Here is a 19,388-nt window from a genome sequence, read left to right on the forward strand (position 1 = left end):
ATGAGCGACGCGTACGCCACCGAGACGACCCTCGTGAACGCGGAGTCGTCCGTGTACGACCGGATCATGGACGGCGTCATCGCGCTGTCCGTGCTCGGGTTCGGTATGGGGCTCGTCGCGCTCCCCGATGTCGTCTCCCCGGCAGCGGCGGGCGCCGAACTCGTGACGTTCCTCGGAACCCTCGTGGCCGTCGTCGCCGGGGGTCTCGGTGTGGTCGCGGCCGCCGACCGGCTCCGGGTCGTGACCGTCGACTCCCAGCGGGTCCGCGGTATCGCCGTCGGGCTCGTCGTCACCACGATCCTGCTCGCAGCCGTCGGGGCCACGTCCGGCGTGACCCTCGCGACGCTGCTCGGCGTGGTCCTGCTGGTGCAGGGGGTCGTCGTCGTCGGCGCCGGCGTCGTCTCCCGGTTCGACGCGGTCGACACCCAGCCCGACAGCTCGGCCGGGCTGCTGGCTGGCGGGCTGTTCGCCGCCGTCGGTCTGGCCGTCGGGGCGACGCTGACCGCGGGCGTGGTCGGGGTCGGCCCGGTCGCGCTCGGTGGCGGGCTCGCTGGCGCACTCGTGCTCGGCGGCGTCACCGTGTTTCCGCGCGAGGACCTGGGCTCGACGCTCCCGGTCGGGTTCGTCGTCGGCACGCTCGGCGTGGTCGTCACCACGGCCGCCATCGGCGTCGGCTGGCAGTGGGATCCGAGCGCCATCGACGGCGGCTTCACGGGCGGGGTCGTGATCCCGATTTTCGCCGTGTTCGGCTCGCTCGTCTCCGGCTGGGCGGCCGGGAAGTCACGCGCCGGCTTCGGTGCCCAGGGCCGGGAGTACGGCGCCTTCCTCGTCGTCTACCTCAACGGGTTCATGATGATCCTCGTGATGGTCGGCATCGTCGTCTTCGTGTTCAGCAAGGGCCTGGCCTACGCGTTCCACGGGTTCTCCGCCAGCGCACTGGAGCTGCTCGTCCTCCTGGTGCCGGTGTTCGCGCTCGTCACCGAGTTCGCTCGAACGCCGCCGGGACGGACGGAGTGGCACCGGGGCGCGAGGGAGCTGTTCCGCGCGGTCCCGCTCGCCGTCACCGGCGCGGTCGCCGCGCTGTTGACCACGGTGCTGGTGACGGGTGACCGGCTGGCCTACCCGTTCACCTACACCATCCTCACCGAGAGCCGCCAGTCGAGGACGCTCGACACCGCCATCGCGGTCACGCCCGAGTGGACCGTCGGCGGTCTCGCGCTGTTCCTCCCGACCGCGCTCGTGGCCGTCGTCCTCTATCGGGGGTACGGCTCGCTCGGGAACGTCGGCGAGTCGACCGAGCGCCTCGAGGCGGTCCGTACCGCGATTCCGGTCGGAATCGCTCTCGGCGTCGTGCTCGCTGGCGCGTTCCTGCTCTCGGGTCCGACCCCGGCCGGCCTTCCGGTCGGCGGCACCGTGGGCGCGGCCGTCGTCGTCGCCGGCGCCGTCGCCGCACTCCTGCTGGCCGCGCTCCCGGTGGCTGCCGTCGTGTCGCGGGACGGTCCGCTGGCCGACCGCGCACTCGACGCGGCGCCGCTGTACGTGGTCGGCGTGTTCGGTGGGCTCGGCCTGCTCGCGTCGGTGCTGGTGCTGCAGGCGCCCGCGCGAACGACGCCCGCCGTCGCCGGGATCGCTGTCGTCCCCCTCGCCGGCATCATCGCGGCGCTGGCCTCCATAGCGGCCGCCGGCGTCGCCGCGTCCGCAAACTACGGGAGCGACGACACACTCCGAACAAGGCTGCTCGGCGAGGAGACCGTCCTCGCACTGGCCGGCGGGTTCGGATACGCGGCCCTCGTCGGGCTGCATGTGTTCGTGACCGGTTCGGCGGTCCGTCTGGGCGGCCTCGCGGTAGCGACGAAGGGCACGCTCTCGTGGCCGATGACGATGCAGGCGTACATCCCGCTCGGGGCCGAACCCGGCGGCATCATGCCCGCGGTCGTCGGGACGGTGTGGCTGGTCGTCGGCGCGACGCTGTTCGCCGTCCCGCTCGGCGTCGGCGCGGCGGTGTTCCTCACCGAGTACGCAGAACAGGGACCGTTCACCGCGGTCGTGGAGGTCGCAACGAACGCGCTGTGGAGCACGCCGAGCGTCGTCTTCGGCCTGTTCGGTGCGGCGTTCATCCTGCCGCGAACCGGGAACAACGAGACGCTGCTGGCCGGAATGGTGGTCCTCGGCTTCATGCTGTTGCCGCTGGTGCTGATCACGAGCCGCGAGGCGGTCAAGGCGGTCCCGGACGAGTACCGCGACGCGAGCGCGGCGCTGGGCGTCTCCCGCTGGGAGACCATCAAAAGCGTCGTGCTGCCGGCGGCGATGCCGGGCGTCATCACCGGCTTCATCCTCGGCGTCGGCCGCATCGCCGGCGAGACCGCGCCGCTGATCATCGTGCTCGGCTCGACGCTGAACGCGACGACGGCCGTGAAGGTCATCGACGGCTTCCAGTTCGTCGGCCGGCCGCCGTTCGTCGTCAACGACCAGCTGCTGACGGCGTCGGCGGCACTGCCGACGCAGGTGTGGGCGGTGATCGCGGCCGGCGTCTCCGGCTCCCCGCAGATGGGCTGGGCGTCGGCCACGGTCCTGCTGATGGTCGTGCTGACGTTCTACGCGGTGGGCATCACGGCCCGGACCTACTTCCGGAGGAAACTGAACTATGAGTGAAACGACACCCGAGACGGAGCGTACAGACGCCGGCAGCACGACGACCGGCGAGAGCGAAGAGCAGGTCCGGGACGCCTGGACCGACTACCGGACCGGCGCCGAGACGAAGCTCTCGGTCGAGGACCTGAACGTCTGGTACGGCGACGACCACGCCCTGAAGGACGTCTCGCTGGACATCCCCGAGGAGTCGGTCACGGCGCTCATCGGGCCCTCGGGCTGCGGGAAGTCGACGTTCCTGCGGTGTCTCAACCGCATGAACGACCGCATCAAGAGCGCCCGCGTCGACGGGTCGGTCGAACTCGACGGGACCGAGATTTACGACCCGAACGCCAACCTGGTCGAACTCCGCAAGCGGATCGGCATGGTGTTCCAGTCGCCGAACCCGTTCCCGAAGTCGATCCGGGAGAACGTCTCCTACGGCCCCCGCAAGCACGGCGACATCGAGAAGGGACTGCTCGCGCGGCTGCTTGGCCGCGACGACACCGAGGCGGAGGCCGACCTCGTCGAGCGCTCGCTGCAGTCGGCCGCGCTGTGGGACGAGGTCGAGGACCGCCTCGACGACAACGCCCTGGGACTCTCGGGCGGCCAGCAACAGCGGCTCTGTATCGCCCGCTGTCTCGCGGTCGGCCCGGAGGTCATCCTGATGGACGAACCCGCCTCGGCGCTGGACCCCATCGCCACCTCGAAGATCGAGGACCTCGTCGAGGAACTCGCCGAGGAGTACACCGTCGTCATCGTCACCCACAACATGCAGCAGGCGGCCCGCATCTCGGACCAGACGGCCGTCTTCCTCACCGGCGGCGAACTCGTCGAGTACGACGACACCGAGAAGATATTCGAGGACCCCGAGAGCCAGCGCGTCGAGGACTACATCTCCGGGAAGTTCGGATGAGCATGGCCCGCGACACCTACCAGGAGTCGCTCGAGGAACTCCGAAGCGACGTGCTCGGGATGGGCGAGGCCGTCGTCCGGCAGGCCGACGGCGGGCTCGCGGCGCTGGAGTCCGGCGACGAGGAACTCGCCCGCGAGGTAATCGACGGCGACGACCCCATCAACGACCGATACCTCGAACTGGAGAGCGACTGCATCGACCTCTTTGCTCTCCAGCAGCCGGTCGCCAGCGACCTCCGTTTCGTCGCCGCCTCGTTCAAGATACTCACGGACCTCGAACGGGTCGGCGACCTGGCGGCGAACCTCGCGAAGTACTCGCTGGCCGACGACGGCAGCAGCCTCCCCGAGGTCGGCGTCGTCGACATCGGCCGCGACGCGGTCGGCCTCCTCGAGCGGAGCCTCGACGCCTACGAGACCGGCGACTCGGCGGCCTGTCGGGCCGTCGCGGCCGACGACGACGAGGTCGACGCGCTCTGTCAGCGGGCCACCCAGCAGGTGGTCAGGGACCTCGTCGAACGGGAGGCCGGCAACGACCTCTGGACGGTCGAGGCGCTGCTGGACGACGTCTCGCGGCTGCTGTTGACCGTCCGGGACATCGAACGCATCGCCGACCACGCCGTCAACGTCGCGGCACGAACCCTGTACATGACCGAGAGCGACCCCGAACTCGTCTACTGATGGACCAACGCAAGATCCAGCAGGTCGGCAACGGGACGTACACGGTGTCGCTCCCGAAGGAGTGGGCCAGGGGCGTCGACATCGAGGCCGGCAGCGTCGTGACGCTGCGTGCCCACCTCGACGACCTGCTCGTCGTCCAGGCCGTCGAACCCGACGACGACGGGGCCCTCGACGTCGAGGTCGGCGACGAGGCGGCCGCCCGCCCCGAACAGCTGTTGCGGGCGGCCTACGCCGCGGGCATCGAGCGCGTCCGGTTCACCGCCCCCGAGGGGTTCGAAGACGGACAGAAGCGGGCGCTCAAGCGGGCCGCTCGCAACCTCTGTGGGCTGACCGTCGACACCGAGTCCGGGACGGCACTGTCGATGGAGACGCTGCTCGACTCCCGTGGCGTCTCCGTCCAGCAGTCGGTCCGACAGCTCACCTACGTCGCGCTCGGCGCCCACGAGAGCGCCGTCGCGGCGGTGACCAGCGACGACCTCGAGGACCCGATTCCACAGGACGACCACGCCGACCGGATGTACGCCCTCGTCGACCGGCACTTCCAGCGCGCGCTCGTCAGGCTCGAGGAAGTGGACGCCCTCGGACTGACTCGCCCGCAACTGTTCGGCTGCTGGCGGACGGCCAGGGAACTGGAGCGGGTCGCCGACCACGCCGAGCGAATCGCGGCCATCGGGGCCGAACTCGACGCGCCAGCCCCGGCGACGGCCGACCGGCTGACCGCCCTCGCCGGCCGGACCCACGACGTCGTCGAGACGGCCGTCGACACCGTCCTCGACGACCCCGACAGGGCCACCGCCCAGCGCGCGCTGACCGAGCGGGACGCGATCAGATCGGATGTCCGGGCGTTCGAGGCGGACCTCCTCGGCGGCGACGACGCCGTCCATCTCGTCCGGGTTCTGGACAGCCTCGAACGGACCGCCGAACACGGGGGTAACGTCGCCGAGGTCGGCCTCGGCATGGCTCTCAGCGGCGAATCCCTGTAGGCCGTCGGGGTGCCGGCGGACGAGGGCCCGCCGCGCCGACCGCGGCACCTCTCCCCGACGATTCCCACCGGCCGGGAACCACCGCCGGAGTATTGCTGCCCCGGTTCCGATAGCGGAACCGACCACATGACCTACACGCTCGAAATCAGCGACGAACTCAGGGAACGACTGGACGACCACCTCGAGGAGGGCGAATCGTACGAGGAGCTCATCACCGAACTGGTCGCCCTCTACGAGACCGATGGGGCGTTCCTCCAGGAAGGCTACTCGGAGTGATCGGCGGGCGGTTCTCGCGGCGCCCTCCGGTTTCGAACCGCCGCCGACCGCCCGGGAGCGCCGCTACTCGGCGCCGCCCGTGGGGTTCTCGACGTCCTCGAGGTCCGCCCCCGGCGCGTTCTCCTTGACGCTCCGGAGGCCCTGCTCGCACTTCTGTCGGCTGGCGTACCCCTCACCGCTGTCGGCGATGATGTTCCCGTTGTCGTGGACGAGTCGCCAGCGCCACTGTCCCGCGCTGTCCTCGTAGAGTTCGAAGGTGGCTTGCGACATGACCTAGCGTTCGGCCCGGCGGACCAAAAACGTCGGGCGTCGACGTTCCGATTTCCTGAGAACGGTCGCACGCTACAGGTCGCTGCGGCGTCTCTTTCGACCGAGCCATGCCACCATCTCGTCGGTTCAGGGACCGGACGGAGGCGGGCGAGCGACTGGGCGAGGCGCTCCGCGAGCGGGACGTCGCGGTCGACCTCGTGCTGGCGGTTCCCCGGGGCGGTCTCCCGGTCGGGCGGGCCGTCGCCGACGCCGTCGGCGCCCCGCTCGACGTCGTCGTCGCCTCGAAGATCGGCGCGCCGGGCAACCCGGAACTGGCCATCGGCGCCGTCGCCAGCGACGGCAGCGTCTGGCGCAACGAGGCGGCGTTGCGTGGCACCGGCGCCGGCGAGGAGTACTTCGAGCGGGAGCGCGAGCTGGAGGTCGACAACGCCCGTCGGAAGGCCGACCGCTACCGGGGCGACCGCCCGGAACTCGACCTCGCGGGCAAGACCGTGGTCGTCGTCGACGACGGCGTGGCCACGGGGTCGACCCTCCGGGCCTGCCTCCGGATGCTCGCCGAGAGCGACGCCGACCGCGTCGTGGTGGCGGTCCCCGTCGGCCCGCCCGACACGATAGCCGAGTTGCGAGAGACCGTCGACGAGGTGGTCTGTCTGGAGACGCCCGGTAGTTTCATGGGCGTCGGCCAGTTCTACGAGCGGTTCGACCAGGTCTCCGACGAGGCGGCGATGGCCTACCTGGAATGAGGGCGACTTTTGGCGGCCTCCCGGGGGCGCTGCGGGACCACTGATGGCGGAACTCCGCCGCGAACTGGGGCTGTTGGAGGCCGTCGTCTACGGCGTGGGCCTGATTCTCGGGGCCGGCATCTACGCCATCATCGGCGAGGCGACCGGCGTGACCGGTGGCTCGATAGTGGTCTCGTTCCTCCTGGCGGCCCTCGTCGCGTCGCTGACGGGGTTGAGCTACGCCGAACTCGCCTCGCTGTTCCCGAAGGCCGAGGGCGACTACGTCTACGTCCGGGAGGCCTTCGCCCGCGACGTCGTCTCCGACGCGACGGCGCTGGGCCGCCTGGCAATCGGCGTCATCTCCTCGGCGGCGGTGGCGCTCGCGTTCTCGGGCTACCTGACCGCCTTCGTCGACGTGCCGGCCGTCCCGGTCGCCGTCGTCCTCGTCGTCGCCACGACCGTCGTCAACTTCTGGGGTATCGACCTCTCGACCCGGATCAACGTCCTCTTCACCGCCATCGAGGTGGCCGGCCTGCTGATAATCGTCTGGGTCGCGGGCGGCTCCTGGGGCAACGCCGACGTCCTGCAGGCGTCCAACGGCGCCGTCGGCGTCGTCGAGGCGGCGTTTCTGATCTTCTTCGCCTACCTCGGCTTCGGGTCCGTCGTCAACCTCGCCGAGGAGACGGAGGACGCCTCCGTGGCGATACCGCGCGCCATCGTCCTCTCAATCGGCATCACGACGGTACTGTACGTCCTGGTCGGACTCTCGGCGGTCGCGCTGGTCGACCCGCAGGTGCTCGGCCAATCGGCGTCGCCGCTGGCCGAGGTCGCCCGCGTCGGGTGGGGACCGCTCGGGGCGACGGTGCTGGCCGTCATCGCGCTGTTCTCGACGACGAACACCGTCCTCATCCTCCAGATTTCGACCTCGCGGCTGCTGTACGGCGTCTCGAAGGCCGAGTACGACGTCTTCCCGGCGGTGTTCTCCCGGGTTCACGCCGCCCGCCGGACGCCACACTACGCGGTGGCGACCGTCGGACTCCTGACGCTCCCCTTCGTCCTCCTCGGCGACATCGGACTCGTGGCCGGGCTCGCCAACCTCGTGCTGTTGGTCGTCTTCGTGCTGGTGAACGCCGCGCTCTTGAAACTCCGGTACGCACGGCCCGGCCTGGAGCGCGGGTTCCGGGCGCCGCTCAACGTCGGCCGCCTGTCGCTGACCGCGGTCGCGGGCCTCCTCTCGTGTCTCGGGTTGATACTGTTCTACGTGCTGACGTGGTAGCTCTCAGCGGTCGGCGCCGTCGCCCAGCAGGCCCGCAAGCGTCCCCAGGAACCGCGCGGCGTCGGCCCCGTCGACGACCCGGTGGTCGAAGGAGAGGTCGAGCGTCAGGAAGCGTCCGACAGCGAGGTCGCCGTCCTCGACGGCGGGCCGCTCGCGGATGCGGTTGACGCCGAGAATCGCCACCTCCGGCGGGTTGATGACCGGGGTGAAGGAGTCGCTCCCCAGCGGGCCGAGGTTCGACACGGTGAACGTGCTCCCCCGGAGGTCGCTCATCGAGTACTCGCCCGCCCGCACCCGTTCGGTGAGCGGCCGTCGCTCGGCCGCGACCGCCGCCAGCGACTTCCCGCGGAGGTCCTCGAGGACCGGCGTCACCAGTCCCTCCTCGAGGTCGACGGCCACCGCGACGTTGTGCTCCTCGTAGACGGTGTGGGTGTCGTCCTCGAAGGTGGCGTTGAACTCCGGGTGTTCGGCCAGCGTCTCCGAGACGGCCACGAGAATCACGTCGATCACCGAGACGGGCGTCTCCTGTGACTCGGCGGCGTCGGCCCGCTCGACGATGGGACCGGCGTCCACCTCGCGGCTGACGGTGACGTGGACGGCCTCGCTGTAACTCTCGTGGAGTCGGTCGGCGATGGAGCGCCGCATCGGCGTGAGCGTGCGCGCTTCCCGCACGGTCCGGGCGACGGGTTCGGTTCGTTTCGCGGGGGTCGTGTCGTCGGTCATGGGTTTCTCGTGGCGTCGGTCGTTCGCCCGGTCCGAATCCGGGGTCTCAGGCCGGTTCTATCCAGGCCAGCGTGTCGCCGCGGTCGAACTCCGCGTCCTCCCCGAGGGCGACTTCGGCGAGGGTGCCGCCGACGGGCGCGACGACGTCGGCGCTGACCTTCTCGACCTGTATCTCACAGAGCGTGTCGCCCTCTGCGACGCTGGCGCCTTCGCGGACGAACCAGTTGGTGACGACGCCGGACTCGGACTCGTCGGCGTCGGCGGGCCAGTACTCGTCGACGGTGACGGCGACGCGCTCGGCGCTCATTGCACGTCTCGCACGGCCGCCGCGATGTCGTCGGCGCCGGGCAGCACCTCGTTCTCGAGGGGTCTGCTGTAGGGGATGGGCACGTCGGGCAGCGCCAGCCGTCGGACGGCCTCCAGGTCCGCCAGCGCGTCCTCGGCGGCGGTGGCGACGATTTCGCCCGTCACGCCGTAGGAGCGGTAGTCCTCGTCGACGACGACCAGTCGTCCGGTCTTCCGGACCGATTCGAGGACGGTCTCGGTGTCCAGCGGCGTCAGCGTCCGCAGGTCGATGACCTCGGCGTCGATGCCGTCCTCGGCGAGCGCCTCGGCGGCCTCGAGCGCCCGGTGGACGTGGAGACCCAGCGTCACGACGGTCGCGTCGGCGCCCTCGCGCTTGACGTCGGCGACCCCGAAGGGGATGGTGTACTCCTCCTCGGGCACGCCGGTCTTCGGGCCGTCGGGGGCCGGCATCCACCCCAGCCCCATCAGCCGCTTGTGGAACATGTACACCACCGGGTCGTCGTCCCGGATGGCGTTGTGCATCAGGCCCTTGGCGTCGTAGGCCGTGCTCGGGACGACCACCTTCATCCCCGGCAGGTGCGCGAAGGTCCCGTACAGCGTCTGGGAGTGCTGGGCGGCGTCGTTGTAGGTGCCGCCCACGGCGGTCGTCAGCACCATCGGCACGCTGACGGACCCGCCGGACATGTAGGTGTTCTTCGCCATGTTGTTGTAGATCTGGTCCATGGCGACGCCGAAGAAGTCGACGAACATCAACTCGACAATCGGGCGCATGCCGGCCTGGGCGGCGCCGACGCCGGCCCCGATGTAACTGGTCTCGGCGATGGGGACGTCCATCACGCGGTCGTAGCCGAACTCCTCGCGGAGCCCGTCCGTCGAGGAGAAGATGCCACCGTAGTCGGCGACGTCCTCGCCCATGAGGAACACCTCCTCGTTTTCGCGCATCTCGTGGGCGACCGCCTCGACCATCGCCCGACTCATCGTCAGTTCCCGCTCGGAGACCTGCGTTTGCGCCATCAGTCATCACCTCCGCCGTCGCCGGCGGCGATGGCCGGTTCCTCCTCGGTGACGCCGTTCGGCGGGTTCGTGAACGCGTCCTCGTGGGCGGCCTCGGGGTCGGGTTCGGGCTGTTCTTTGGCCCACTCGATGGCCTCGTCGACGCGGGTCTCGGCGTCGGACCGGATCGCCTCGAGGTCGGCCTCGTCGACGCCGTCGCCGCGGAGGTCCGCCGCCAGCCGTTCGATGGAGTCGCGGGCCTGGTGGCGTTCGACGTCCGCGTCGGGCCGGTAGCCCTCGGCGTCGCCCATGAAGTGACCCATCCGGCGGTGGACCTGTACCTCCAGCAGCGTCGGGCCGTTGCCGTCGCGGGCGCGGCCGACGGCCTCCTCGGCGGCCTCGTAGACGTCGCAGGCGTCGTCGTGGTCGACGCGGGCGCCGTGCATGTCGAACCCCTCGGCGCGCCTGGAGCCGTCCTCGACGTCCGTGATGCGCTCCTTGGGCATGCTGATGGCCCAGTCGTTGTCCTCGACGACGAACACGACCGGCAGGTCGTGGACGCTGGCGAAGTTGAGCGACTCGAGGAACCCGCCCTGGTCGATGGCGCCCTCGCCCAGGAACGCCACCGCGACGCTGTCGGTGTTGCGTTTCTTGGCCGCCAGCGCCGCCCCGACCGCGGGCGGACAGCCCTGGGCGATGATGCCGCTGCAGGCGAAGTTCACGTCGGGGTCGAAGAGGTGCATGTGGCCGCCCTTGCCCTTCCCGAGGCCGGTCTCCCGGCCGAATATCTCCGCCGTCATCCGCTTCAGGTCGACACCCTTGGCGATGGCGACGTGGTGGGGTCGGTGCGGCGCCGTGACGGTGTCGTCGTCCCGGAGGTGGATGCAGACGCCGGCTCCCGACGCCTCGTGGCCGGCCGCCAGGTGGAGTTCGCCCGGAATCGGCCCGGCGGAGATGTCGAAGGCCGGCTGCTTGCCCTCGAGGTACTCCTCCTGGAGGCGCTCCTCGTAGTACCGCGCGGTGACCATGTCCTCGTACATGGTCCGTTTTGTGTGAACGCTGGGCATACGAGTGCACAGACGGACCGCGATGCAAGAACTCGGACGGGGATTCTCAACCGCCGAGAACGACAGCGGGGTGAGTTCGGCGGCCGTACAAAGAGCGCCCCCCGTCGGGAACCGCGACCGCTATCGGGAGGCCCCGAGTCCGACGAAGGAGCCGTCACCGTAGCCCTCCCGGACCGGTTCAGGTTCGTCGATGTCGCCGGGCCACTCGTAGATGGTCTGGACGAACTCGAACTCCGAGAACCCGGCCGCTTCGAGCGCGTCGACGAGTTCGTCGGTCGAGACGAAGGTGGCCTCCCGATAGAAGGGGTTCTCCGACTTTTTCTCCTGGTAGACCCGGCCGACAGGACTGTCCCTGTCGACGTAGCCGACGACGAGGGAACCGTCCGGACGCAGAATCCGCCGGGCTTCGGCCAGGGTCGCGGGAACGTCGTCGACGAAACAGATGGTCGTGACGACGAGTGCGGTGTCGAACGTGTCGTCCTCGAACGGCAGGGACTCGGCGACGCCCCTGACGACGTCGAGACCCCGCCGGCGGGACCGGACCAGCATCTCGCGGGCCGGGTCGAGTCCCACCGCCATGCCGAGCGGGTCCGCAAACCGGCCGGTTCCGACGCCGATCTCGATACCGAACCCCGGTCGCGGTATCAGTCGTTCCAGGGCCGCGAGTTCGGAGCGGTAGGCGGCCTCGTGGGTCTCGAACCAGGCCTCGTAGCGGTCGGTGTGTCGCTCGAACGGTTCGGACTTCGGCATGGTGGTCGTTCCGGTGGTGGCTCTCCGTCGAGAAACGTGTGTTCCGGGGTCAGTACGACGGTCGCTGGGCCTGGATGACCGCTGCCAGGTGTTCGTGTTCGTCGGCGAGCAGTTCCGTCAGGTCGTCGGCGGTGATGATGCCCACGAGTTCGTCGCCCTCACAGACCGGCAGTCGACGGACGCCGTTCTCGCTCATCTCCTGGGCGGCCTGGTAGAAGCCGGCGCCCGGGTCGACCGAACACAGGTCCGTCGACATGACGTCCTCGGCGGTCAACTCGTCGGCCTCGGCCTCCTCGGCTATCACGCGGGTGGCGAGGTCCCGGTCAGTGACGATACCGGTCGGCTGGTTGTCCTCCGCGACGACGACGCTCCCGACGCTCTCGTCGCGCATCTGCTGGGCGAGTTCCGCGACCGGCGCGTCCGGGCGGGCACTGACGACGGCTTCACGAGCGAGGTCTTCGATTGGCATGTTGTTGCCTCCGTTCGAACGATGCTCGACGGCGGCGATATAACGCGAGGGACGTTCTCAGCGGGCTGGAACGTCTTCGTCGACGCTCACTCGAAGTCGACGAGCGGCTTGATGATGTCGTCCTCCTTGGTCTCCATCAGTCGGAAGGCCTCGTCTATCTCCTCGAAGGGGAACTCGTGGGTCGTCATGTGCGTCGGGTCGACGCGACCCCGCTCGATGAGCCGCAACAGGCGTTGCAGGCGGAGCCGACCGCCGGGACAGAGCCCGGTGGCGATGTCCTTCTCGGCCATCCCGACGCCCCACTCGTCGCGCGGGATGTTGACGTACTCGCCTTCGCCGTGGTAGCCGATGTTCGAGATGGTCCCGCCGGCCTTGGTCACCTCGACGCACTGCTCGAAGGTTCCGCTCGCGCCGAGCGCCTCGATTGCGGCGTCGACGCCCTCCCCCTCCGTGAGGTCGAGTATCCGCTCGACCGCGTCGACCGACTGGAAGTCGACGACGTCGTCGGCGCCGTACGTGCGGGCCAGTTCCTGTCTCGAGGGGACCGACTCGACGGCGATGACGCGGCCGGCCCCCTGGAGACGCGCCCCCTTCGTCGCCATCAGCCCGACGGGTCCCTGGGCGAACACCGCCACGGTCCCCCCGACCGGGATGTCGGCGTGTTCGGCGCCCATGAACCCCGTGCTCAGCATGTCCGTGACGTAGACGGCCTCCTCGTCGGTCACGGAGTCGGGGATGTGCGCCATGTTCGCGTCCGCGTCGTTGACGTGGGCGTACTCGGCAAAGGTGCCGTCTTTGACGTTTGCGAACTTCCAGCCGCCGAGGGCCCCGTTGGACTGTGAGGGGTGGTTCGCCTGGGCGGCCAGCGACCCCCAGTCCGGCGTGATCGCACCGACGGCGACCCGGTCGCCCGGGTGGAACTCCGAGACGTCGTCGCCGGCCTCCTCGACCACGCCGACGATCTCGTGGCCGAGCGTCAGGTTCTCCCGCTCGCCGATGGCGCCGTGGACCGTGTGGACGTCCGACGTACAGACGAGTCCTTTCGTCGGTCGCACGATGGCGTCGGTCGGTCCCGCTTCCGGTACGTCCTTCTCGGCGAATCCGGTCTCGCCGATCTCCTTCATGACGAATGCGTCCATCCTCGTGGCCTCCATCGGAACGACGCGAAGGTCGGACATAATGTAGCGAGACCGTTCCCAGCCCGTGGTAACACCGTCCGGGCGTCGAGAAATCGACCGCCCCCGGCGCGGACGACCCCCCGTCGACGCCCCATCCTCGGGGGGCTACTCGTCCGCGTCCGTCCCGAACGATTCGACCCGTTCGGCGTCCGCACGGTGAGTCACCTGGAGTCGCATCTCGCCGCATGGGGCGACCGAGACGAGTACCTGCTCGACGGTGCGGAAGTACTCGCTGGCGTGCTTGCCGGACGGACAGATTCGGGTCCGTTCGGCGAGCAGGCCGGCGTCGGTGAGTAGGTCGAGCTTTCGGTAGGTCGTCGAGAGGGGGAGCGAACAGGTGTCGGAAACCTCGTCCGCGGTCAAGATCGCATCGCTCGTCGCGTCCAGAACGTCCCGGCAGTCCGCGTCCTCGAGTACGTGGAGGAGCCGCTGTATCTCCTCGTCGCCGTCTACCCGACGGACCGTCTCCGAGGCGGAGTCACTGTAGCGGCCGGTTGCCGACACTGTCGGTGATTGGCTCATACCTGAACGTACTATCGGCCAGGGGGAGAAGGCGAACCCACAGTATCCGGGCAGGTTTATACTGGCCGTCAGGGACGCCCCGCTGGACGGTACCGCCGCTTTCCCGGCGGGCGGCACGGTTCCGCCGGTCAGCGGTGGTCTCGCGCCGGTCAGAGCAGGTCGTCGAGAATCTTCGATTCGGCCGCCACGAGGTGCTCCCGGAAGGTGGAGGGGTTGATGTCGAGTTCGGCGGCGATCTGGGTCGCGTTGGTCCGCCGGGGGCGCTCGAAGTACCCCATGTCGTCGGCGACCTCCAGCACTTCGAGCTGTCGATTCGTGAGCTTGCCCCGGTCGACGAGCACGCTGTCCTGCGGTTGCTCGCCGTCGGGCGAGCGGACGACCCGTTCGATGTCCATCCCGGTGAACCGTTCCCGGAGGTCGGCGACGACCGAACGGAGCTGGTCGTAGTCGGCGGCGTGGAACACTATCGTGAGCGAGCCGTCCTCCGCGACGTACCGGGAGACCGGACAGCCGTGGACCCCGAGTCGCTCGCAGGGACAGTTCGGGTCGCCGCCGTGGGTCAGGCGGTATCGGTGGGTCGACCCGTGCGAGAAGACCGGCGTGATGTCGACGTCGGGCACCTCGTCGGCGTCCACCGTGAACTCGGTCACGCATTCGGTGCACCCGTCCGAGCAGATGCTCGTCGCCACCGAGTCGACCCTCGTTTCGGTCGCCGCCGAGAGTTCCGTCACGGGACAGACGCTGGGACCGTCGAAGGTGACCGTCGCTCGAATCCCGGGCGCCATGCGAATACGCATTGGGGTCCCCGGGCAGGCTTCAGTATACGGCTACTAACCCCGAGCGTCGCTTCGCGCCGATCGGCCGGGGATCGTCCGGTGGTTTCTTGCCGCCCGTGACGGGACCTCGGTTCGTGCCGTGCCGTCGGCGTAAGGATGGCGTTCACGTTCCCACGGCGCCGTTAGGGAGCCGTTGACCGGTGTGGTCGGCGACCGACCGCGACGTACCGGGAATGTCGTCGAAACGCGAGGGGTCAGTGAGAACCGGCAGACGGCATACGCGTGAACGCGTCCGCCGTCACGGTCGCGCGACAGATCACGCAGCCGTTCTCGATGAGGGCGTCCTTCATCCCGGTGTCGACCGCCAGCGACTCGTCGCAGGCCGGGCAGACGAAAGTGTACTCCTCGCTCGGTTCGACGCCCATCGTGCCCACCGATACGGGACTCTCCGATAAATGGGGTTCTCAGGTTCCGAGCGTGTGAGAACGACGACGTTTCAGCCCGGCAGCAGGACGTTGATCCCGGCGACGACCAGTCCGGCGAGCCCCATCCGGGCCGCGGAGACGTACCACCGCTGTCCGGAGATCGAGCCCATGTAGGCACCGAATACTCCCAGCACGCAGACGCCGAGGCCGACCCCGACGAGTGCGGCCTCCGCCATCGTGAGTACGGTCCCCTCGATCAGGAACGGGCTCAGCGGGACGAGAATCCCGATGAGCGGGCCGAGCCCGCTCGATACCGCGTGTACGAGCCGTGCGCCGCTCTGCTCGCGCTGGATGCGGGTGTCGTCGAGATTCGTGAGCATCGCCCGCTCGATGCGCCGTATCTTCGCCCGGGTTTCTGCCCGTTCGATCTCCCAGACGCTCCAGACGGCGGAGGTCCCGAGTCCGACGGCCGCACCCAGCCCGATCTTGATGACGGTGAGGCCGTCGGGGATCCCCGAGAGGACGGCGCCGACGACGATGCCGATGCTCGTCAGCGTCCCGTCGAAGCCGTTGGAGATGAAGTAGCGCCGCGAGATGGCGAGGACGTCCTCCTTGCCGAGGAGTCGCCGGAGGAGTTGCCGGATCGACGACATCGCTCTCACCCGTCCTGCAAGGTGGGCCGGTCGGTGACGACGTACTCGCCACAGGCGACCTGATCGACGGAGTGTATCGACGCACCGAGGCTCTCGACGGTCTCCTCTATCGCCGCGTAATCGACGTCCTCGCCCTCGACGGTGAGTTTGACGTTCTGGACCTCCTGGTCGAGTTCGATGAGCGACGAGGTGACTCCCTCGACGCTTTCGGTCTCCGCGACCCGGTTCGTGAACTCCAGCATGGGCGGGTCGTGGGGTTTCAGTACGTCGACGACGAGGCGCCGGACCGGAGCCATGGTTCGGGATACGGCCGTCTCCCTCTAAAAGGCGCGTGTCGGTGTCGACTGACGGGACCACCCTCTCGTCGAACGGACGCCGAGGGCCGAGGGACCTCCTTCCCGACGTGTGGGAACGATAGAGCGTCTTTACCCCCGTTTCGGCCGTAATCAGGGTATGGCTACCGAACGTTCCCGCCGGCTACCGACCAGCCAGGTTCTCCTGGGACTCCTGGTCGTGCTGGTCGGTGTACTGCTGTTGCTCGATACGACCGGCGTGATCGGCACCGACGACCTGCTCTCGTTCGTCCCGCTGGCGTTCGTCCTCGTCGGCGTCTGGGCGCTCGTTCAGAGCCGGTTCCGAAACGTCGTCGGCCCGCTCCTCTTGGTGGCCGTCGCCGGCGCGGCGCAACTGGTCACGCTCGGCTACGCGACCGTCGGGGAGGTCCTCGTCTACTGGCCGGTGCTCGTCATCGCACTCGGTCTCTCCATCGCGCTCGGGCAGTACCGCTCGCGGGTCCGCCCGACCGACGACGAGTTCACCTCCGCCTTCGCGGCCTTCGGCGGCGTCGAGAAGCGAAGCACCTCGAAGGCGTTCACCGGCGCCGATCTCACCGCCATCTTCGGTGGGACGGAACTCGACCTCCGGGACGCGGCGGTCGCCGACCCGCCGGCCCGGATCAACGCGGTCGCCCTCTTCGGCGGCGTCGATGTCGTCGTCCCGCGGGAGTGGAACGTCCGGCTGGACGTCCTGCCGATCCTGGCCGGTGCCTCTGACGACCGGCCCCGTCGGGAGAGCGAACACGAGACGGTCGACCTCGTCGTCACCGGCTTCGCCGCCTTCGGGGGCGTCACCGTCACCGACTGACCGCGGCCCGCGACGCCCGACCGACGCCGTGACGACGGCGGCCGTCCCGGCGACGGTTGCGCGCCGACCGCGCGGTCACAGCGCCAGCCCCATCTCGAGGTCCGGCCCCTCGTCGTCGAGCACCGCGAAGCCGAGGTCGTTGTAGAGGTTCACCGCCAGGCGGTTGTCCCGCTCGACGAGGAGCCAGACGTGTTCGAGGCCGCGACGTTTGCCGACCGCGAGCGTCGCCGTCAAAAGCGCCGTCCCGATACCGGCACCGTGGTAGTCCTGGTGGAGGAAGATGGCCAGCTCCGCGCTCCGGGGGCCGTCCTCGACGAGCACCGCCTGGCCGATTGGCCGGCCGTCGTGACACGCCAGCACGCAGACGTCCCCCAGCACGACGTCGAGCCACCGACGAATCCGATCCTCGCCGATGGGCGGTATCCCGAGCGACCGGTACGCCGGGTCGAAATCGCGGTACATCGCTACCAGCGCCTCGTAGTCGTCCCCGGCCGGCGCGGACCCGTACTTGCGGATGGTTATCTCCCGGCCCGCGTCGTCGACGAGGTCGAAAGGTGGACACCGCAACTCGGCTTCGTGCCCGAGCGTCGGGAAGTGACCCTGGTACACGGGCGATCACTCCAGTATCGGCGCCGATCTCCCGCCCTCTTCGCGGAAGAGAAGCAGGAAGAAGACGACGGCCAGCACCACCTGGACGAGTTTGTCGAACGCTCTCACGCCGTCGATAGCCGCCCCCTCGAGTATCCAGACCACGAACAGCACGCCGACGAACACCACCCCGACCAGATAGAGCACCGGTTCGAAAAGCGCTGTGAAGAAGACGGCGAGGCCGCCGAACAGGATCACACCGAGGACGACGAAGACGACCGGGCCGTCGGTCAGTCCGATGTAGACGTGAATCGCGCCGGTCGTGACCGACAGCAGAATCATCAGCCAGTGGAGCGGCGTCAGGGTGAGGTCGGCTCGTATCATTTTCCTCGGGGTATCGGAGCGTCGCCCGGTGCCCACTTAAACGGTGTATTCGGTGGCGAGCGGGCCGATGCCGCCCCGGCAGGCGGCAGTACCGGCGTACCGGTCGGGATCAACGGACGACCGTCACCGGGACGGGCGACCGTCGGACGACCGACTCCGCGACGCTGCCGAGCAGCACGCGGGCGAGTCCCGTCCGGCCGTGGCTCCCGACGACGACGTGATCGATGTCCTCCGCTTCGACGACGGACACGATGATCCTCGAGGGGCGACCCATCCGAATCCGCGTGTCGATTTCGCGGCCGTACTCCGTGGCGGCCGTCTCCGCGGCCGTCTCGCAGATCTCCTCGCCGACCTCCCGACGGACCTCCGACATCGCCACGCTGTCGTACTCCTCGTTTCCGAACGTCTCTACCGGATCGATGACGTGAAGCGCGAGTATCCGTGCGTCCGGGAACTCCGTCAGTGCGTACTCGAGCGCTCCGGTGGACTGCTCGGAGCCGTCGACACCGACCAGAACCGAGCGAGACATATCCCGACTTCGGTCACGATGGTAATATTCCTACCCCCGATTCCCGGGCGTCGGGAGTGTCTACCGACACCGTTCCGTCGTCGACTCCCGACTACTCGCCGGTCGAGGCCTCGCCTTCGCGGCTCTCCCACCCGCCCTGGTCGGTGAACTCGAACAGTTTCGCCCAGTTTTCGTCGTCCGCGCTCTCGGGCAACTGGTCTCTGAGCTGCCGGAAGTCGGAGGCCGGCACCTGCGAGCGGATCAGGTCGACGATCACTCCGGCGTGGTAGGCGGCCTCGGGCGGATCGACGCCCTCTATCTCGCCGACCCGCCGGACGAACTCCTGCCAGTCGAATCGCTGGCCGTGCTCGTCGACGGCGCCGGTCATGTACCACTTTATCTCCATCGGCAGCGACGCGGCGAGGTCCTCGGCGTTGCCCGCCGGAATCCGCTGGCCGAGCGTCGTCAGGGTCGCCCGGATGGCCCGAACCGTCTCGCCCGTGCCGGGCAGTTCGAGCCGGTGCTGCACCGCCCCGCAGAACTCGTCGAAGTTCATGCTCGTGTGATGGTCCTCCGGCGCCGTCAAGTGCGGACACCGTTCTCACCGACTGGGAAGGGCGCGGCCGTCGCCGAACACGGCGGTTTCGGCGGTCCGCCGGCCGGCTACTCGACGGCTATCTGTACCTCGCGTCCCTTCTCGACGACCTCCTTCGGGAGCGTGATGCGGAGTACGCCGTTCTCCAGGTGTGCCTCGACGTCGTCGGTCGCTATCTCCGCGGGCACCTCGAGCGTCCGGCTCGTCGGCTTGTGGCGCCGCTCGTGGCGGAGGTACTGGCCCGTCGTTTCCTCCTCGCCCGCCTCCTCGTGGTCGACGTCGATCCGGAGTCTTCGGTCGGTCACCCGGACCTCGACGTCGTCGCGCTCGAAGCCAGGCACGTCGGCCACCACGACGAGTTCCTCGTCGGTGTCGATGACGTCGACGGGGATCGCCTCGGGCCAGATCGGCAGGCGGTCGAACGGCTCGGTCGCCTCCAGGTTCCGGGAGGCGTCCTCGAACTGGCGGCTCATCTGGTTGACGAATCCGGCGATCTCGTCGAAGGGGTTTATCGATCCGTTCATGATGCGACCGTCCGTAGGACGGCGACCGAGAAGTAG

Annotated in this window: 26 protein-coding genes; 8 read left to right on the forward strand and 18 right to left on the reverse strand. The window is 69.1% G+C overall.

Annotated features, from left to right (window positions below):
* The 5 genes from pstA to NLF94_RS08625 all read left to right on the forward strand — a co-directional run bounded on the left by pstA (position 1) and on the right by NLF94_RS08625 (position 5,480).
* The gene (gene pstA, locus NLF94_RS08605; protein WP_254841053.1) at positions 1–2,652 is read left to right on the forward strand and encodes a phosphate ABC transporter permease PstA; all 2,652 of its coding nucleotides are present in this window, start codon (positions 1–3) and stop codon (positions 2,650–2,652) included.
* Complete coding sequence (gene pstB, locus NLF94_RS08610) at positions 2,645–3,544, forward strand: phosphate ABC transporter ATP-binding protein PstB (RefSeq protein WP_254841054.1); 900 nt, start codon at positions 2,645–2,647, stop codon at positions 3,542–3,544. Before pstA ends, pstB begins: the two co-directional genes overlap by 8 nt.
* A gap of 2 nt (positions 3,545–3,546) precedes the next feature.
* The gene (gene phoU / locus NLF94_RS08615; protein ID WP_254841410.1) at positions 3,547–4,221 is read left to right on the forward strand and encodes a phosphate signaling complex protein PhoU; all 675 of its coding nucleotides are present in this window, start codon (positions 3,547–3,549) and stop codon (positions 4,219–4,221) included.
* Entirely contained in the window at positions 4,221–5,204 is a 984-nt protein-coding gene (locus NLF94_RS08620; RefSeq protein ID WP_254841055.1) for a PhoU domain-containing protein, read from the forward strand. The genes phoU and NLF94_RS08620 overlap by 1 nt, the downstream gene beginning before the upstream one ends.
* A 126-nt stretch (positions 5,205–5,330) precedes the next feature.
* Positions 5,331–5,480, forward strand: a complete 150-nt coding sequence (locus tag NLF94_RS08625) for a DUF7557 family protein (protein ID WP_254841056.1) — start codon at positions 5,331–5,333, stop codon at positions 5,478–5,480.
* Between the two features lie 63 nt (positions 5,481–5,543).
* Here NLF94_RS08625 and NLF94_RS08630 read toward each other — a convergent pair whose 3' ends face one another.
* Positions 5,544–5,750, reverse strand: coding sequence for an HVO_2922 family protein (locus NLF94_RS08630; protein WP_254841057.1), 207 nt, complete (start codon positions 5,748–5,750; stop codon positions 5,544–5,546).
* A gap of 107 nt (positions 5,751–5,857) precedes the next feature.
* Between NLF94_RS08630 and NLF94_RS08635 the strand changes: the two genes are divergently transcribed.
* Positions 5,858–6,493 (forward strand): phosphoribosyltransferase, encoded by a 636-nt coding sequence (locus NLF94_RS08635; RefSeq protein ID WP_254841058.1) that lies wholly within the window; start codon positions 5,858–5,860, stop codon positions 6,491–6,493.
* Between the two features lie 43 nt (positions 6,494–6,536).
* Entirely contained in the window at positions 6,537–7,748 is a 1,212-nt protein-coding gene (locus NLF94_RS08640; protein WP_254841059.1) for an APC family permease, read from the forward strand.
* A 3-nt stretch (positions 7,749–7,751) separates the two neighbouring features.
* On the opposite strand, the gene NLF94_RS08645 is transcribed toward NLF94_RS08640, so the two are convergent.
* The 12 genes from NLF94_RS08645 to NLF94_RS08700 form a co-directional block, all read right to left on the reverse strand.
* Positions 7,752–8,471 (reverse strand): 2-oxo acid dehydrogenase subunit E2, encoded by a 720-nt coding sequence (locus tag NLF94_RS08645; RefSeq protein ID WP_254841060.1) that lies wholly within the window; start codon positions 8,469–8,471, stop codon positions 7,752–7,754.
* Between the two features lie 46 nt (positions 8,472–8,517).
* Positions 8,518–8,778, reverse strand: coding sequence for a lipoyl domain-containing protein (locus NLF94_RS08650; protein ID WP_254841061.1), 261 nt, complete (start codon positions 8,776–8,778; stop codon positions 8,518–8,520).
* Positions 8,775–9,791: an alpha-ketoacid dehydrogenase subunit beta gene (locus NLF94_RS08655; RefSeq protein WP_254841062.1), complete on the reverse strand. Its 1,017-nt coding sequence runs from the start codon at positions 9,789–9,791 to the stop codon at positions 8,775–8,777. The genes NLF94_RS08650 and NLF94_RS08655 overlap by 4 nt, the downstream gene beginning before the upstream one ends.
* Entirely contained in the window at positions 9,791–10,810 is a 1,020-nt protein-coding gene (locus tag NLF94_RS08660; protein WP_254841063.1) for a thiamine pyrophosphate-dependent dehydrogenase E1 component subunit alpha, read from the reverse strand. Before NLF94_RS08660 ends, NLF94_RS08655 begins: the two co-directional genes overlap by 1 nt.
* Before the next feature lie 147 nt (positions 10,811–10,957).
* Positions 10,958–11,587 (reverse strand): class I SAM-dependent methyltransferase, encoded by a 630-nt coding sequence (locus tag NLF94_RS08665; protein ID WP_254841064.1) that lies wholly within the window; start codon positions 11,585–11,587, stop codon positions 10,958–10,960.
* Positions 11,588–11,636: 49 nt separating this feature from the next.
* A complete protein-coding gene (locus NLF94_RS08670) occupies positions 11,637–12,056 on the reverse strand; it encodes a CBS domain-containing protein (RefSeq protein ID WP_254841065.1) in 420 nt (139 codons plus the stop codon).
* Positions 12,057–12,142: 86 nt separating this feature from the next.
* Positions 12,143–13,195 carry an NAD(P)-dependent alcohol dehydrogenase gene (locus NLF94_RS08675; RefSeq protein ID WP_350355872.1) on the reverse strand — a complete coding sequence of 351 codons (1,053 nt, stop codon included), beginning with the start codon at positions 13,193–13,195 and terminating at the stop codon, positions 12,143–12,145.
* A gap of 144 nt (positions 13,196–13,339) precedes the next feature.
* Complete coding sequence (locus NLF94_RS08680; protein WP_254841067.1) at positions 13,340–13,756, reverse strand: winged helix-turn-helix domain-containing protein; 417 nt, start codon at positions 13,754–13,756, stop codon at positions 13,340–13,342.
* Between the two features lie 149 nt (positions 13,757–13,905).
* Positions 13,906–14,541, reverse strand: a complete 636-nt coding sequence (locus NLF94_RS08685; protein WP_350355873.1) for a helix-turn-helix domain-containing protein — start codon at positions 14,539–14,541, stop codon at positions 13,906–13,908.
* 245 nt (positions 14,542–14,786) lie between these two features.
* Positions 14,787–14,957: a DUF7560 family zinc ribbon protein gene (locus NLF94_RS08690; protein ID WP_254841069.1), complete on the reverse strand. Its 171-nt coding sequence runs from the start codon at positions 14,955–14,957 to the stop codon at positions 14,787–14,789.
* Between the two features lie 71 nt (positions 14,958–15,028).
* The gene (locus NLF94_RS08695; protein WP_254841070.1) at positions 15,029–15,610 is read right to left on the reverse strand and encodes a VIT1/CCC1 transporter family protein; all 582 of its coding nucleotides are present in this window, start codon (positions 15,608–15,610) and stop codon (positions 15,029–15,031) included.
* A 5-nt stretch (positions 15,611–15,615) separates the two neighbouring features.
* A complete protein-coding gene (locus NLF94_RS08700) occupies positions 15,616–15,906 on the reverse strand; it encodes a DUF211 domain-containing protein (protein ID WP_254841071.1) in 291 nt (96 codons plus the stop codon).
* Positions 15,907–16,063: 157 nt separating this feature from the next.
* Between NLF94_RS08700 and NLF94_RS08705 the strand changes: the two genes are divergently transcribed.
* The gene (locus NLF94_RS08705) at positions 16,064–16,753 is read left to right on the forward strand and encodes a LiaF transmembrane domain-containing protein (protein ID WP_254841072.1); all 690 of its coding nucleotides are present in this window, start codon (positions 16,064–16,066) and stop codon (positions 16,751–16,753) included.
* 75 nt (positions 16,754–16,828) lie between these two features.
* Here NLF94_RS08705 and NLF94_RS08710 read toward each other — a convergent pair whose 3' ends face one another.
* From NLF94_RS08710 to NLF94_RS08730, 5 genes are all read right to left on the reverse strand, one after another.
* The gene (locus NLF94_RS08710; RefSeq protein WP_254841073.1) at positions 16,829–17,362 is read right to left on the reverse strand and encodes a GNAT family N-acetyltransferase; all 534 of its coding nucleotides are present in this window, start codon (positions 17,360–17,362) and stop codon (positions 16,829–16,831) included.
* A gap of 6 nt (positions 17,363–17,368) precedes the next feature.
* Complete coding sequence (locus NLF94_RS08715; protein WP_254841074.1) at positions 17,369–17,725, reverse strand: hypothetical protein; 357 nt, start codon at positions 17,723–17,725, stop codon at positions 17,369–17,371.
* A 109-nt stretch (positions 17,726–17,834) separates the two neighbouring features.
* The gene (locus NLF94_RS08720) at positions 17,835–18,254 is read right to left on the reverse strand and encodes a universal stress protein (RefSeq protein WP_254841075.1); all 420 of its coding nucleotides are present in this window, start codon (positions 18,252–18,254) and stop codon (positions 17,835–17,837) included.
* Between the two features lie 91 nt (positions 18,255–18,345).
* Positions 18,346–18,789, reverse strand: a complete 444-nt coding sequence (locus NLF94_RS08725) for a DUF2267 domain-containing protein (RefSeq protein ID WP_254841076.1) — start codon at positions 18,787–18,789, stop codon at positions 18,346–18,348.
* 107 nt (positions 18,790–18,896) lie between these two features.
* A complete protein-coding gene (locus tag NLF94_RS08730) occupies positions 18,897–19,352 on the reverse strand; it encodes an Hsp20/alpha crystallin family protein (RefSeq protein ID WP_254841077.1) in 456 nt (151 codons plus the stop codon).
* Between the last annotated feature and the right edge of the window lie 36 nt (positions 19,353–19,388).

This window comes from Natronomonas marina, assembly GCF_024298905.1.
Lineage (GTDB): Archaea > Halobacteriota > Halobacteria > Halobacteriales > Haloarculaceae > Natronomonas > Natronomonas marina.